The 15,453-nt window shown below is 67.8% G+C and carries 12 protein-coding genes; 4 read left to right on the forward strand and 8 right to left on the reverse strand.

Going from position 1 to position 15,453, the window contains the following annotated elements; all coding sequences use genetic code 11:
* Nucleotides 1-2: 2 nt before the first annotated feature.
* Genes plsY through HFP89_RS03660 form a run of 4 tightly spaced genes read right to left on the reverse strand, consistent with a single transcriptional unit; the run spans nucleotide 3 to nucleotide 3,593 of the window.
* Nucleotides 3-659: a glycerol-3-phosphate 1-O-acyltransferase PlsY gene (plsY, locus tag HFP89_RS03645; RefSeq protein ID WP_168716277.1), complete on the reverse strand. Its 657-nt coding sequence runs from the start codon at nucleotides 657-659 to the stop codon at nucleotides 3-5.
* Nucleotides 660-663: 4 nt separating this feature from the next.
* The gene (locus tag HFP89_RS03650; protein ID WP_168716278.1) at nucleotides 664-2,484 is read right to left on the reverse strand and encodes a DegV family protein; all 1,821 of its coding nucleotides are present in this window, start codon (nucleotides 2,482-2,484) and stop codon (nucleotides 664-666) included.
* Nucleotides 2,485-2,527: 43 nt separating this feature from the next.
* A complete protein-coding gene (locus HFP89_RS03655) occupies nucleotides 2,528-2,764 on the reverse strand; it encodes a glutaredoxin family protein (protein WP_168716279.1) in 237 nt (78 codons plus the stop codon).
* 40 nt (nucleotides 2,765-2,804) lie between these two features.
* Nucleotides 2,805-3,593 (reverse strand): hypothetical protein, encoded by a 789-nt coding sequence (locus HFP89_RS03660; RefSeq protein ID WP_168716280.1) that lies wholly within the window; start codon nucleotides 3,591-3,593, stop codon nucleotides 2,805-2,807.
* A gap of 283 nt (nucleotides 3,594-3,876) precedes the next feature.
* Here HFP89_RS03660 and HFP89_RS03665 point away from each other — a divergent pair, with 283 nt between their 5' ends.
* Nucleotides 3,877-5,247 carry an L-serine ammonia-lyase gene (locus HFP89_RS03665; RefSeq protein ID WP_168716281.1) on the forward strand — a complete coding sequence of 457 codons (1,371 nt, stop codon included), beginning with the start codon at nucleotides 3,877-3,879 and terminating at the stop codon, nucleotides 5,245-5,247.
* A 51-nt stretch (nucleotides 5,248-5,298) separates the two neighbouring features.
* Here the strand turns inward: HFP89_RS03665 and HFP89_RS03670 are convergent, their stop codons facing one another.
* On the reverse strand, nucleotides 5,299-7,302 hold the full coding sequence (locus HFP89_RS03670; RefSeq protein WP_168716282.1) for a S9 family peptidase: 2,004 nt from the start codon (nucleotides 7,300-7,302) through the stop codon (nucleotides 5,299-5,301).
* Between the two features lie 126 nt (nucleotides 7,303-7,428).
* Between HFP89_RS03670 and HFP89_RS03675 the strand changes: the two genes are divergently transcribed.
* The gene (locus HFP89_RS03675) at nucleotides 7,429-8,367 is read left to right on the forward strand and encodes a M23 family metallopeptidase (RefSeq protein ID WP_168716283.1); all 939 of its coding nucleotides are present in this window, start codon (nucleotides 7,429-7,431) and stop codon (nucleotides 8,365-8,367) included.
* A 61-nt stretch (nucleotides 8,368-8,428) separates the two neighbouring features.
* A complete protein-coding gene (locus tag HFP89_RS03680; RefSeq protein ID WP_168716284.1) occupies nucleotides 8,429-10,036 on the forward strand; it encodes a peptide chain release factor 3 in 1,608 nt (535 codons plus the stop codon).
* A gap of 80 nt (nucleotides 10,037-10,116) precedes the next feature.
* On the opposite strand, the gene HFP89_RS03685 is transcribed toward HFP89_RS03680, so the two are convergent.
* The 3 genes from HFP89_RS03685 to HFP89_RS03695 all read right to left on the reverse strand — a co-directional run bounded on the left by HFP89_RS03685 (nucleotide 10,117) and on the right by HFP89_RS03695 (nucleotide 13,792).
* A complete protein-coding gene (locus tag HFP89_RS03685) occupies nucleotides 10,117-10,932 on the reverse strand; it encodes a hypothetical protein (RefSeq protein WP_168716285.1) in 816 nt (271 codons plus the stop codon).
* A 159-nt stretch (nucleotides 10,933-11,091) separates the two neighbouring features.
* Entirely contained in the window at nucleotides 11,092-12,687 is a 1,596-nt protein-coding gene (locus HFP89_RS03690) for a sulfotransferase (protein ID WP_168716286.1), read from the reverse strand.
* Between the two features lie 388 nt (nucleotides 12,688-13,075).
* A complete protein-coding gene (locus tag HFP89_RS03695) occupies nucleotides 13,076-13,792 on the reverse strand; it encodes a hypothetical protein (protein WP_168716287.1) in 717 nt (238 codons plus the stop codon).
* A 215-nt stretch (nucleotides 13,793-14,007) separates the two neighbouring features.
* Between HFP89_RS03695 and HFP89_RS03700 the strand changes: the two genes are divergently transcribed.
* Nucleotides 14,008-15,363: an MATE family efflux transporter gene (locus HFP89_RS03700; RefSeq protein WP_168716288.1), complete on the forward strand. Its 1,356-nt coding sequence runs from the start codon at nucleotides 14,008-14,010 to the stop codon at nucleotides 15,361-15,363.
* Nucleotides 15,364-15,453: the final 90 nt, after the last annotated feature.

Below are 15,453 nucleotides of genomic sequence, written 5' to 3' on the forward strand. Positions count from 1 at the left end.
GGCTACTTGCGGCGCTTCAGCACGCGCGCCTTCTCGAAGCGGTTCTCGGTACCGCTGGCCAACCGGGCGAGGTTGCTGCGGTGGGTGAACACCAGCAGCACGGCCAGCGCGATCGCGAACACGCCCAGCGCCAGGGGCAGCGGTTCCGGGCCGAGCAGGTACATCGACGGCACCAGGCTCAGGCCGGCCAGGATGGTCGCCAGGCCCACGTAGCCGGTGCCGAACAGGGTAATCAGCCAGACCAGCAGAAGCGGCAGGATGCACCACGGCGCGAGCACCGCGACCGCGCCGACCGCGGTGCCGGCCCCCTTGCCCCCGCGGAAGCCGAAATAGACCGGCCAGACGTGGCCGAGCACGGCCGCGAAGCCGCAGGCGCAGGCCAGCCACAGCCGCGACGGCTCGCTGTCGGCAAGCAACGGGGCCAGCATCGGCAGCAGCCCGGCGGCGACCACGCCCTTGCCGAGATCGATCAGGACCACGCCCAGCGCGAACGACCAGCCGACCGTGCGCAGTGCGTTGGTGCCGCCGGCGTTGCCCGAGCCCTGGGTCCGGATGTCGATTCCGCGCAGTCGGCCGAGCACCAGCGAGCCGGAAATCGAGCCGACCAGGTAACCGAGCAGGGCGAACAGCAGCAGATCGAGCAGTGCGGTGATCGGCATGGCCTCAGTCCGGCGCGGTCCACGGCTGGAGGCCGACGATCAGGCAGCCCGGTCCGGCGTGGACGCCCACCGCCGGACTGGCGTCTTCGATCCAGCAGGCGTCGACTTCCGGATGCGCGGTCAGCAGCAGCTCGCGCAGCAGGCGGGCGTCGTCGACGCAATCGGCCTGGCTGATCAGGATGCGATAGGTCACGCCGGCGTCCATCCGCCGGACCAGGAACCGGGCAAAGCGTCGCACCGCCTGCTCGCCGCGGCCCCGGACCACGCCGCGTGCGGTCAGCCGCCCGTCGACCGAGTTGGCCAGCACCGGGTTCAGGCGCAGGTGACGGGCCACGCCCTCCATCCAGGGCTTCACGCGCCCGCCGCGCACGCCCCAGCTCAGGTCGCGCGCCAGCGCGAAGGTGCGGGTCTTCGGACCCAGTTCGTCGAGCCCGGAGACGATCTCGCGGCGCGACCATCCGGCCGCGGCTGCCTCGGCCGCCCACAGCGTCAGCAGGGCCTGGCCGCAGGCCGCGTTCAGCGAATCGTAGACCGTGATCGGCGCCTCGTCACCGAGCCGCCCGGCGGTCTGCTCGGCCGACTGCAGCGTACCGCTGAGCTTGCCGGAGATGTGGATCGAGATCACTTCGTGGCCGTGGCTGGTCAGCAGTTCGAACTGGCGACGGAAGTCGCGCGGCGGCGGCTGCGAGGTCTGCGGGTGGACATCGGAGCCGGCGATCTTCCGGTAGAACGCGCTCGGCTGCATCGACAGCTTGTCGAGGTATTCGGTATCGCCGAAGAACAGCCGCAGCGGCACGCTGTGGATGCCGAGCCGGTCGATCTCGGCGGCCGGCAGGTCGGCCGCCGAATCGGTGACCACGGCAATCGTGCCGCGCTGGTTGATCAGCCCGTGCTGCCGGCTCATGTCGTCGGCCTTCTGCTGCCGGATCTCGCCGAACTCGGCGCAGACCCGGAACACGTCGCCGGGCTTGTTGGTGTGGATGTGGACGCGCGCCCGCCGGCCGCCGCCGGCCACGACCAGGCTGCTGGCCTCCATCGCGTCGAGCCGCTCGCGCAGACCGTCGACGTCCAGCTCGTCGCCGTCGATCAGGCACTCGGTGCAGAAGCGATGGTCGAGCGGACCGGCCTCGGCATGGGCCGGCGCGCCGGCGCCGGCGACGGGCTGGACGGTCTCCAGACCCTCGGGCAGGCGACCGCTGCGCAGGTAGCGCCAGATGCCGTCGATCAGGTCGACGAAGCCCTGGGCGCCGGCATCGACCACACCGGCCTCGCGCAGCACCGGCAGCTGGTCCGGGGTGCGCTCCAACGAGGCATGCGCGGCCTTCCGGGCACGCGCGAACAGGTCGCGGATGTCGTGGACACCGGCCTCGACGCCCTGGACCAGCGCATCGCCGAAATCCTCGAGCACGGTCGGCATGGTGCCGGCCACCGGCTTCGACATCGCCGACCAGGCCGAGACCGCGCCGGCCTTCGCCGAGCGGGCCAGCTGGTGGGCGTCGAAGCGATGGCAATCGCGACAGCTTTCGCTGACGCCGTGGAAGAACTGGGCCAGGATCGCGCCGGAGTTGCCGCGCGCGCCGTCGAGCGCGGCATCGGCGACGTCATCGAGCACCCGCGGTACGGCTTCGGCCGGCCGGCTGCTCAAGCGCTTGCGCACGCTCTGCAGGGTGAACAGCAGGTTGGTCCCGGTGTCGCCGTCGGGCACCGGGAAGACGTTGATCCGGTTCAGCAGATCACGGCGCGACTGGACATGCGCAATGCCGGCCAGTAGCGCGTTCTGCAGCTGCTCGGCCTCGATGTGCAGCAGACCGGACGGCGGGCTCATGAGCCTTGGGCCGTCGGCCGGCCGATTCGGACTCTGCGGCCGGTCATCCGTCCTCCTCGACCAGGTCGCGGATCTGCGAGGCGGTAAACGGCCAGGTGATCTTCTCGCCGGTGTCTTCGTTCAGGATCACCGGCACCTGGTCGCCGTAGCGCTGGATCAGGTCCAGGTCGGCGTCGATATCGACCATCCGCACTCGATCGGCCAGCCCGCCGACATCGAGCAGGGCCCTGGCCTTGTCGCAGAGGCCGCAGTTTTCTCGCGTGTAGAACACCAGTGACATCGTGGGGTCGTTCCGTCGTGCCGAATCGGCAAGTATTCCATCAGCCGCTTCGCGCGTCCACCCGGCGCCGGGCCCGAACTGCGAGACCGAGCATCAGCACGATCAGCAGCGCGATGCCGGGCACGCCCAGCGCCGGCACCGGCGTCACGTTGCCCGGCAGGCGAAGCACGCTGGCCCGGATCATGAAATTCTGTTCGGTCGGCACCATGAATTCGATCCCGCGATCGGCGATCCAGCTGCGGCCGGCGGCCTTCGACGACTGGTCGGACTCCATGTTGAAGTCCTCGCCGGCATGGATCGGATCGCCCTGGGTCATGATCCAGAACACCGGCTCGTCGATCATCCACGGCGCGTCGAACTCCACCACCACCTGGCCGGTCCCGTCGCCGGTCGACACGGTCGCACGGCGGATCGGGTCGCCGAGCTGCGGAATGCCGTCGACGTCGCGGTAGACGAACACCTCGTTCGACCAGGGCCCGCCGAAGGCGGAAAAGTCCAGCGAATTGGAAATACAGAACCCGGTCAGCGCCGCGCTGCCGGGCACCAGATCGAAGTCGGCCAGCTCGAAGCGCACGCCGAGGAAGTGATCGGTCTCGCCGGCCTGGCCGCCGCCGAAGAAGATGCTGTCCTCGGCCGTGCCGTCGTCGTAGGCCAGATCGCCGCAGTCGAACGGCATCGTGCCGCGGATACCGGCCTCGGCGCGCGGCATCGCCGAGCTGGGGCCGTCGGCGAGCAGCGACGCGGCCGCGGCCGCACCCGCATCCGGCGAACCCGACAAGGCGATCGAGACCAGTGCCGCAACGGGCGCGATCCGGAACAGTGGATGCATGGCGAATTCCTCCGACGGTGAGCCGGCAGTATATGAAGTGCAGCCGGGTCCGGGTGCGAAGATCGCGCGGCCCGGGGCAGACCTGCTGCCGGCTCGACGTTCGGCCGGGCAAGGTGGCCGACCTCCCGGCGGGTGCTGCTGCGCATCGACACCGCTCGGCTCGGAGCCGGCGCGCGGCCCCTGCCCGCCCGCGGCAACCGCCGCCCGAAGCCCTGTGACGGGCGGGCAGTCGCCGACGCCACGAGGCATAATTCCGGCCGGAGTTTCAACATCGGAGACGAGGATGGCGGTCAGTGTGTTCGACCTGTTCAAGATCGGCATCGGGCCTTCGAGTTCGCATACGGTCGGACCGATGCGCGCGGCCTGCCTGTTCGCCCGGGCCCTCGAGCGGACGGGCGTACTGGAAACGGTGTCCGGACTGAAGCTGGAACTGTTCGGGTCGCTCGGCCACACCGGACGCGGCCACGGCACCGACCTGGCCGTGCTGATGGGGCTGGAAGGCCAGCTGCCCGACGAGATCGATCCCGATCACATCGCACCGCGCATGCTCGAAATCGCCGAGCAGGGCGAGGTCCGGCTGCTCGAGCGCCGACCCGTGAAACTGAACCCGAGGCGCGACCTGGTCTTCCACAAGCGCAAGACCCTGCCCTACCACTCCAACGGCATGCGCTTCCAGGCCCTGGACGAGCACGGCGAGACGCTGCTGTCCCGTGAGTACTACTCGGTCGGCGGCGGCTTCGTGGTCAATCCCGACGAGGCTGCCGCCGACCGGATCGTGGCCGACACCACGCCGCAGCCCTACCCCTTCTCCAGCGGCGACGAACTGCTGGCGATCTGTCGCGAACACGACCTGCGGATCAGCGACGTGATGATGGCCAACGAGGGCGTGTGGCGCAGCGAGGCCGAGATCCGCGACGGCCTGCTGACCATCTGGCAGGCGATGCAGGACTGCGTCGAGCGCGGCGTGTCTCGCGAAGGGGTGCTGCCGGGCGGGTTGAAGGTGGGGCGACGCGCACCGCGCCTGTTCACGAAGCTCAAGGACCGGGCCCGGCGCGACGACCTCGACAGCCTGGACTGGATCAACCTCTACGCGCTGGCCGTCAACGAAGAGAATGCCGCCGGCGGCCGCGTGGTCACGGCACCGACCAACGGCGCGGCCGGCATCATTCCGGCGGTCCTGCACTACTACCGGCGCTTCGTCGAATCGGCCAGCGAGGACGGCGTGGTCGAGTTCCTGCTGACCGCCGGCGCGATCGGTATTCTCTACAAGGAAAACGCATCGATTTCCGGTGCCGAGGTCGGCTGCCAGGGCGAGGTCGGCGTGGCTTGTTCGATGGCCGCCGGCGGCCTGGCTGCAGCGCTGGGCGGTCGGATGGACCAGGTCGAGAACGCCGCCGAGATCGGCATGGAGCACAACCTGGGCCTGACCTGCGACCCGGTCGGCGGACTGGTCCAGATCCCCTGCATCGAGCGTAATGCGATGGGCGCGGTCAAGGCGGTCAACGCCACCCGCATGGCAATGGCCGGCGACGGCAAGCACCGCGTCTCGCTGGACAAGGTCATCAAGACCATGCGCGACACCGGCCGCGACATGAAGACCCAGTACAAGGAAACCTCGCGCGGCGGGCTGGCCGTCAACGTCATCGAGTGCTGAGGCGATGACCCGGGCCGGCAGCCGGCCCGGATCGATCCGGGCAACGCGAATCTACGGCGCGTCGGTCGCCGCCGTCGCCTGGTCGGCGCCGTCGCCGATGTGCCTGTCGAAGAAGGCCAGCATCGAGGTGTACAGCTCGACCCGGTTGTCGACGTCGTAGAAGCCGTGGCCTTCCTCGTCCTTGACCATCCACTCGTAGTCCTTGCCGATCGCGTCCAGCGCAGCGCGCAGTCGTTCGGCGTGGCCGATCGGCACGCGCACGTCCGAGCCACCGTGGACGATGTACAGGTCGGCCTCGATCTTCTCGACGTTGTGAACCGGTGAGACCGGGCGCAGCGATTCGGCGTTCTCGCCCACGGCCGAACTCATGAAACGCTCGAAATTCCGCCGCGCCTGGACACCCTGCCCCATCGAGAAGTCGGACCCATCGCCCTCGCGGAACCAGACCAGGTCGTAGACACCGACATAGCCGACCCCGCACCGGTACAGGTCCGGCGTCTTGATCAGCCCCATCAGCGTGGCGTAGCCGCCGTAGCTGCCGCCGTAGATGCAGATCCGGTCCGGGTCGGCGATGCCTTCGTCGATCGCCCACTGGACCGAATCGGTCAGATCGTCCTGCATCTTGCCGCCCCACTCGCGCCAGCCGGCGCGCTGGAAATCGGTTCCACGGTTGCCGGAACCGCGGAAATTGACCTGCAGCGTCGCATAGCCGTGCTGAGCGAAGAACTGCGCTTCGGGATTGAAGCCCCAGAAATCGGCGATGCCGAACGGACCCCCGTGGACGTTGAGAATCAGCGGAAGATCCTTCTCGGCATCGGCCGGACGGGTCAGCAATGCATTGAGCATCAAGCCATCGCGGGCCTCGATGCGGACCGGCTCCATCTCGACCAGTTTTTCCTTGTCGAGGTTGGGGAACGAAGCCGAGAGGAACTGCAGCTGCATGTTCGCCGTATCGAACAGGTAGAAATCGCCCGGGTTCCGATCGCCGGTCACGTAGATGATGGCCTTGTCGCCGTCGCGGGTCGACGAGGTGACGAAGACGTTGTCGTCCGGAAACGCGTTGAGCAGGCCGGCCAGCATCCGGGCATCGTCCGGCAGGGCCTCGACCTGGTCGTCGAACAGCGAGTAGTCGGCCGGGCCGAAGCTCGACCACGCACCGAGCACCTTGCCGCTCGGGGTCCGCAGCAGGCCGCGAGCGTCGACATGCTCGTGCCGGTACAGCAGCTCGGCCTTCCGGGTCCTGAGATCGAACCGGAATACGCCGTAGCGGTCGCCGCTGGGCATATCGTGATTCGACGAAAAATAGATCTGTTCGTTGTCGGAGGAAAAACCGAGGAAATTGACCGACGGACGCGCTCGCTCGCTATCGAGCTCGATCTGCTCCCACTCGTCATCGATCTTGGCGTACAGGCGTAGCTGGATGTCGCCGAGGGTGTCGCCGACCTTGACCGCCACCGCACCGCGCAGCTTGCCGTCATTGTCGGCGACCAGGCCGGCCATGTCGGGATCGACCGGCTGATCGCCCAGGAAATCGAGATCGCCGTCGAACATGTCGAGCAGGTTGCCCTTCGGCTCACCGCCGTCGGCGGCGTGGTAGCGCGCGATCAGGATGTTCCGGTCGTCGTCCGGCAGCGGATCGAGGACCTGGAACCCGGACAGGTTCTGCCCGAAGATCTGCTGACGCCGGGTCCCGTCGATGTTGGCGGCGAACAGCATGGTCGCGCGGCCGAGGTTGTCCAGGTTGCCCGTCACCTCGCCCACCGACATCACCACCCGCGTATCGCTGCCCCACCAGAAGTTCAGTACGTGCATGTTGTCGCCGAACTCGAAGCCGCCGACGATGCGTTCGTTCGACAGGTTCATGACGGCGAGCTTGACCTCCGAGCCTTCTTCGTAGGTCAGCGCGACGTGCTTGCCGTCGGGGGCGATCTTCATCGATTTGACCAGCGAGTTGGCGAACAGCTCGCGGGCCGAAAGCGGCTCGTCTGCAACGACGACGGCGTTCGCGCCCAGCAGCAGCACCAGGCACAGCAGGATTCGCAGGGCTTTGGTCATGGTTCAGGCTCGTTCGGTTCGAATAGAGACGAGGATTCTGTCAGATGCCGGTCGACGCTGCACGCCGGGCGAACCGCGCGCGCTTCGCGTAGTCTGAACACGCGCCGATGCTGCCCCGACCGAACCATGCCCCTGCCCCGAACGCCTGACCCGCTGCCGATTCCGCGAACGATCGTCCTGCTGCTCGCCGGTCTGCTGGCTGCCGGATCGCTCACGGCCCAGCCGGTCTACCTCTGGACCGATGAGAACGGCGTCCAGCACCTGTCCGACCGGCGCCCCGACGGCGAGTACACGGTCACAGAGCAGCGCGCCGTGGCGACGCCGAAAGACCCGGTGACGATGCGCAATGTCGGCACCGAACGCGCGCCGGAATGGCGCTTCGAAAACCGGCTGCACGGCCCCGTGACCGTCGCGGTGGCGCTGACCAAGGCGGAGAACACGATCAGTGAACCCGCGCTGCCGGCGCTGCTCGAACTACCGGACCGGGGCCACCGCACGGTGCTGCTCGGCCCGCTGGACGATCGTCGTGGATGGCGGTACCGGATCGAGATGCGGGCCGTCCCGGGCGCGCTCGATTCAGGCAAGGCCGGTGATCCGGTCTACCGCGTGCCGCTGCGCGCCGACACGCCGATCCGGATCGGCCAGGGCTTCGGCGGCGCCTTCAGCCACAACGAACCCGGCAGCCACCACGCGGTGGATTTCTCCGTCCCGGTCGGCACCCCGATCGTCGCAGCGCGCGGCGGCGTGGTCATGGACAGCGCGCGCAATTTCCACCGCAGCGGCGACGATCTCGCCCGCGACGGCCCGCGCGCCAACTTCGTGCGGATCCTGCACGACGACGGCAGCATGGCGGTCTATGCCCACCTCGACTATCGCGGCGTCAGCGTCCAGGACGGTCAGCGGGTCCGCGCCGGCCAGCTGATCGGGCGATCCGGCAACACCGGCTTCTCGACCGGCCCGCACCTGCACTTCGCCGTCCAGGTCAACCGCGACATGCAGCTGGTCTCGATTCCGTTCCGGATGGTCGACACCAAGAACCGGCCGCTCGACCTGCAAGCGCCCTGAGCTGCGGTTCGCCGGCGGGCGGCGGTACAATGGCCGGCTGTTTTCGACCCGTGCCACCGCCATGTCCCTCGCCGATGACGTCGCCCGCCGCCGCACCTTCGCGATCATTTCGCACCCCGACGCCGGCAAGACCACCCTGACCGAAAAGTTCCTGCTGTTCGGCGGCGCGATCCAGCTGGCCGGCTCGGTGAAGTCGCGCAAGGCCTCGCGCCACGCGACCTCGGACTGGATGGAGATGGAAAAGGAGCGCGGCATCTCGATCACCTCCTCGGTGATGCAGTTCCCGTACCGCGATCGCGTCGTCAACCTGCTCGACACCCCCGGCCACGCCGATTTCTCCGAAGACACCTACCGCGTCCTGACCGCGGTGGATTCGGCGCTGATGGTCATCGACTGCGCCAAGGGCGTGGAAGAACGCACGATCAAGCTGATGGAGGTCTGCCGGCTGCGCGACACGCCGATCTTCACCTTCATCAACAAGCTCGACCGCGAGGGCCGCGAACCGATCGAGCTGCTGGACGAGGTCGAAGACGTGCTCGGCATCGAGTGTGCGCCGATCACCTGGCCGATCGGCATGGGCCGACGCCTGAAGGGCATCTACCACATGCTGCGCGACGAGATCCAGATCTACGAAGCGGGCAGGAACTACCTGCGCCAGGAACCGAAGATCATCGCCGGCATCGACAGCGCCGAGGCCGACGCCGAACTGGGCGAGATGGCACAGGAGCTCAGGGACGAGATCGAGCTGGTCAAGGGCGCCAGCCACGACTTCGACGCCGAGGCCTACCTCGCCGGCAGGCAGACGCCGGTGTTCTTCGGCTCGGCACTGAACAACTTCGGCATCATTCCGCTGCTCGACGAGTTCGTCGAATACGCACCCACGCCCCAGCCGCGCGCCACGCTCGGTCGGACCGTCGAGCCGACGGAACCGAAGCTGACCGGCTTCGTGTTCAAGGTCCAGGCCAACATGGACCCGGCCCACCGCGACCGGATGGCCTTCATGCGCGTCTGCTCGGGCACCTTCACCAAGGGCATGAAACTGCACCACGTCCGGATCGGCAAGGAGCAGCGCACGCACGGCGCGCTGACCTTCATGGCCGACGAGCGGGCCGAGGCCGAACAGGCCTTCCCGGGCGACATCGTCGGCCTGCACAACCACGGCACGATCGGGATCGGCGACACCTTCACCGAGGGCGAGGAACTGCAGTTCGCCGGCATCCCGAGCTTCGCACCGGAACTGTTCCGCCGCGTCCGTCTGAAGGACCCGCTGAAGCTGAAGAGCCTGACCAAGGGCCTGACCCAGCTGTCGGAGGAAGGCGCGACCCAGTTCTTCAAGCCGCTGATGGGCAACGACCTGGTCGTCGGCGCGGTCGGCATGCTGCAGTTCGACGTCGTCGCCTACCGGCTCCAGGACGAATACAACTGCGAGGCGATCTTCGAGAACGTGAATGTGGCCACCTGCCGCTGGGTCACGGCCGACAACGACCGCGAGCTCGAGAAATTCCGGGACAAGAACATCCAGCACCTGGCCGAAGACGGCGGCGGACGGCTGGTCTACCTGGCCCCGACCCGGGTCAACCTGCAGCTGGCCGAGGAGCGCCACCCGGAGATCACGTTCCGGGCCACCCGCGAGGTCAGCGTCTATGTCGAGACCGCCGAAACCGGCTGACCCGATCGCCCGGAACCTCGACCCGGACAAACGAAAGGCGGCCCGGGGCCGCCTTTCGGATCACGCGATGGCCGGACGGGTCAGACGAATCGTCGTCCCACGGCCAGTCCACCAAGCAGCAGCATGCCGAGCGCCAGCACGCCAAGACCGATGTTGCCCATGGTGGGCACCGGCTCGGTGCTGAAGAACGCCGTGCCGCCGACCTGACCGCTCAACGCGAACAGACGGTCACGCGGATCGCCCGGAGAAGCGCCACCGACACCGCAGACACTGGCCGGCTGGAAGGTGGTGCAACCATTACCGAAGCCGTCTGCGGGGTTGACCCAGTGCGATTCGGCACCGGAAACCACGGAACGGCCGGACCAGAAGTGCTGGCCGCCGGCGCCGCCGGCGAAGTCCTGATTGGTCTGCTGCACGAGCCAGTACACCGTCGAACCGTCGCTCGGCAGCGCGCAGGGCGTCGGCAGCGTGATCGTGAAGGAACCGGCAGTTTCGACCGGCACCACACCGTCGTAACTGCAGACCGGATTGGACACGTCCGGTGCACCGCCGAGATCGGTGTGGAAGGCGATATCGACCGAAGCCGCGCTGCCACCGGCGCTCTGGGAGCCTAGGGTGTCGACGACCTCGATCGTCCAACCCGGGGCATCGGTGACCACGAAATCATCGGCGGCAAGCGAATCGTAGACGTCGAACGCAGCTTCGAAATCCTGGTCGGGAACCCCGTTACTATCGGGGCTGTCGGTCTGATCGTAAAGCACTGCCGTCCCTTCGATCACCGGCAAGGTCGGCGCAGCAGCATACTCCCCGACAAGCTGGGCCTCGGCAGTCACCGACGCGCCCAGCGCTGCTCCGATTGCGGCGACAAGCACGGAAGTCTTGAGCTTGGAATTCACGAAGTTCTCCCTTTAGAGACTGAGTTAAAGACTGTTTCAGTTTTCCCGAGACCATCTCGGGTTCCATCCAGACCGTCAGCCCGCATCCCCAACGATCCGTCGAATGTCATCGTTGCCCTTGAAGAACACGCACGGGCGCCTGCGAGACGATGGGCGACGTTAGCAGAGTTCATCGTACAAGGCAATCAGCGGCCCGAGCCGATCCGCGTAGTGCTTCCAGCGTCCGACCGCGGCCCGATTCAGTTTCTGGCGGACCTGCCCGGCGCTGGCCGTCCGGACCGGCCGTCGATTTTCGTGGAATCGCAGGCACACCGGATCCCACGGCAGGCCACAGAATTCGACCAGGCACCGGGCCTGTGCTTCGAAGTCGTCAAGCAGTTCCTCGTAGCGCACGGTCAGGAAACGGCCAGGAAGAACCTGCTCCCAGTGACTCGTCAGCGCACGAAAGTAACGGGTGTGGGCGGCGATGTCGTCGAGATCGTAGCTCCAGTGATGACCCCGGGCGAACAGCTGGCGATAGCAGCTCAGGCCCGTGTCGACCGGATCGCGCACGCAGTTCACGATCCGCGCGTTGGGCAGGATCAGGGCAATCAGGCCGGCGAGCGGAAAATTGTTCGGCATCTTGTCGGTGAACCGAGCGTGCCCCCGGCTCCAGCGAGCGGTGCGCTGGAGATAATCACGACCGAGCCCGGCAAGCGCATCGTCATCGAGTTCCCGCACCCGTTCAGGCGACCACCCGCCGGGCGTGCCGTCGCCGAGCGCCTTCAGCGCCAGGCGACCGAGATCGGGCAGCTCGCTGGCGCCGTTGCAGTCCGGATGGCTGGACAGGATCTGCTCGATCAGGGTCGAGCCCGACCGCGGAAGGCTGACGATGAAGATCGGCGCATCGGACCCCTCCCCGAGGGCACCGACCCGACCGACGTTCTCGAGCAGCTCGGGCGAGAACACCGAGCGGATTCTCGCTCCCTGCCTCGAGCGGGCCTCGGCGTCATACTGCACTTGACGACGCTTGATCCGATTGCCTGCTTCGAAGTGCCGGAACGCCTCGTCGTACTTCTCCTTCGATTCCAGAGCCGTTGCAAGCGCGAAGTGCAGGCCGATCCGGTCCACGTCGCTCGTCGACAGCTCGATCTGCGCGCGGAGACGATCGATGTCATCGTCCTGGAACACCAGGACCTTCACGTTGGCCAACGCCCACCAGAGGTCACCGCTGCCCGGCCGGATCGACACGCCGCGTCGGTACGCGGCCACGCTGCCATCGATGTCGGCCAGCGCCTTCAGGACATGCCCCAGGCACAACAGCGACTCCGCGTGATCACTCTTCAGACGTAGCGCCTGGCGGAACGCCGATGCAGCCTCGTCCAGCCGGGCCTGCGCGAGCAGCAGCCGTCCCAGGTTGAACCAGCCGGGTTGAAGGTCGCGCTCCAGCTTCAATGCATGACGAAAATCGGTCTCCGCCGCTTCCGGACGGTCGAGTGCACTCAAGCAGCTGCCTCGGTTCAGATAGAGGACGGCTCGCTTCGGCGCAAGTTCGAGCGCCGACTCGAACAATGGCAAGGCCGTTTCAGGCTGCCCTCGCCCCATCGCGACCACGCCGCGCAAGCGCCGGATCTCGTCGAGGCCGGCGGCCCCGGGCCGATCCAGCGGCGCCAGGACGGCCTCGGCCTCGGACCAGCGTCGCGCGCGGATGCAGGCACCGGCGCGGCGCAGGGCCGCCGCCGGTGCCGGCGGGCCGGAGGGGGGCGTCGGATGCATCGATTCGTTACTGCGGTGACCAACGCCCGATTCTACGGGTCCGGCCGACGCAACGCCCCGGGTTCGACGACGCGACGGGTCGATGTGGCCCGAGGCGCGCCGCGATGCCGGCGTATCGGAGCCCCTCGCAGGACACGACGCGGCCATGACCTCGGCCGACAACGGGGGGTGATCTCCAGACCTTTCCGGCCAGGAACGCGATGAAGACGGCGGCGGCCAACGGATCGACCCGGCCCCGCGCCGCGGCAACCTGCAACTGGCCGAAGAGCGCCACCCGGAAATCACCTTCCGGGCCACGCGCGAAGTCAGCGTCTACGTCGACGTCGAAGACTGAACCGCACTCCTCGCCAACGTTCGCTCGACCTCGGATGGCGCGGACCGCGCCGAGTCAGCCGGCTCGCTGCGGTGGGCCGGAGCGGGCTTCGAGGGCGCGCGTCCGCTTGCGCTCGTCACGCACGCACAGGACGAAAACGATCAGCAACATCACCAGCGTCAACACCATTTCCGGCGTCGCCTCGAAGGTCCACTGACGGTCCGTGGTCCACTCGGGTTCGACCCAGCCCTCCTCCCCGTCTCGATGCTGGACCCCTTCGCGTCGGTAGGACAGCCAGGGCCGATCCCAGAAGCCCAGGAACATTGTCTTCTCCACATGCAGACGGTGGTCGTCCATCGGCTGGCTGCGGTATTCCGTGGACGGAGCCACCAGGAGCACCAGCGAGACGCCGATCGCCAGGGCGATCAGTCCGTCCCACCCGGCCTTGCGATCCTGCGCCGAATCGCTGGCCCCGGATTCCGCCGCCGTCGATTCCGGCGCACCGGCGGACTGCAAATCGTGCCGCGGCAGGTCCACGCCGAGCACGCGCTGCGACCCGGGAACCACGAGGAAGCTGACGATGAAGGTCAGCGGAAAGCCCAGGATGAACAGCACGAGGCGCCAGCCCAGGCTGGTTCGATCCTGGGCCAGGTGACCGGCGTAGAGCAGCGCCATGACGATGGTGAACATCGACAGCCCCTGCCAGGGAAAGCCCTGCTGGAGGGTGATACCCAGCTCCCCGGAAACGGGCGCCGCCTGGACCGGACCGGCACCGGCCGTGAACAGCAGCACGAGAACGAAAACGGGACGGATCATCGCGGCGACCCCATGACGAAACCGGGCTCAGTATAGTCCGGGTCCGTCTTCCCGGTCATCGGGAAAATTCCTACAGCGACGCGCCCGGTCCGGCATCGACCCGGCGCGCGGCGCGGCGCTCGCCCCGGGGCGCCGGCGGACAGGCACAATGCGCGGATGACTGGCGACTCCTCCACGTCGATCGTTCCGGCATGAACGCCCTGGCCGCCGCCCGGGCGCACTTTCCGAATCGCGACCGGCGGCGCGCGCTGCTGACGCTGGCGCTGCCGATCATCGGCGGGATGGCCTCGCAGAACATCCTGAACCTGGTCGACATCGCGATGGTCGGCCGGCTCGGCACCACCGCGCTGGCCGCCACCGGGCTGGGGTCCTTCGCCAACTGGCTGTCGATGGCCTTCATCCTCGGGCTGGCCACCGGCGTCCAGGCGATCTGCGCACGCCGCGTCGGCGAAGGCGCGCATGGAGAAATCGCCGTGCCGCTGAACGGCGGGCTGATGCTCGCGCTGATGCTCGGCACGCCGCTCGCCGCGGTCCTGATCCTGTTCGCGCCCGAACTGCTGGCCCTGATCAACAACGATCCGGCGGTGGTCGAGGAGACCATCCCCTACCTGCAGGTCCGGCTGCTGGCGCTGGTCTTCGTCGGCATGAATTTCTCGTTCCGCGGCTACTGGTCGGCGGTCCATCGCACCGGCATCTACCTGGTCACGCTGCTGGTCATGCACGCGCTGAACATCGTCCTGAACTGGGTGCTGATCTTCGGCAATCTCGGCGCGCCGGCGATGGGCGTGACCGGCGCCGGGCTGGCCACCACGCTGTCGATCGTGGTCGGCTTCTTCATCTACGTGGGCTTCGGATTGAAATATGCATGGTCGGAGGGTTTCCTGCACCACCGGCCGTCGGTCACGATGCTGAAGAAACAATTCAAGCTCAGCCTGCCGGCCAGCCTGCAGCAGTTGTTCTTCTCGGCCGGCATGCTGACGCTGATCGTGATCTTCGGCCTGATCGGCACCGACCAACTGGCCGCGGCCAACGTGCTGATGACGCTGGGCCTGGTGATCATCCTGCCGGCGATCGGCCTCGGCATCGCCACCGCCACGCTGGTCGGCAATGCGCTGGGCCGCGGCGATGTCGACGATGCGCGCGCCTGGGGCTGGGATGCCGCGCTCTTCACTGCGCTGGTCGCTGCGACGATGGGACTGATCATCGCGCTGTTCGGCCGCCCCATCCTCGGGATGTTCCTGACCGACCCGGACGTCGTCGCGCTGGCCTGGCCGGCGTTGCTGGTCTCGTGCGTGGTCATCGGCATCGACGCCGCCGGCCTGGTCCTGCTGCACGCGCTGCTCGGCGCCGGCGACACCGGCCGGGTGATGAAGATCTCGCTGGTCGCGCAGTGGTTGCTGTTCCTGCCCGTCGCCGCGCTGGCCGGCCCGGTGCTCGGCGGAGGCCTGCTGCTGGTCTGGGTCCTGCAGGGGCTGTACCGCTGCGGCCAGACGCTCTGGTTCGCCCGGGCCTGGCAGCAGGGCCGTTGGCAGCACATCGAGGTGTAGGCGGGGCGCCAGACCCGCTGACTCGAGGCCGTTTCCTGAGGTACACGGGCAGCGGGACAAGCGGCTACACTGCCCGGCGACTTCCTGCGC

The sequence above is a fragment of the Wenzhouxiangella sp. XN79A genome (assembly GCF_012272825.1).
Classification (GTDB): domain Bacteria; phylum Pseudomonadota; class Gammaproteobacteria; order Xanthomonadales; family Wenzhouxiangellaceae.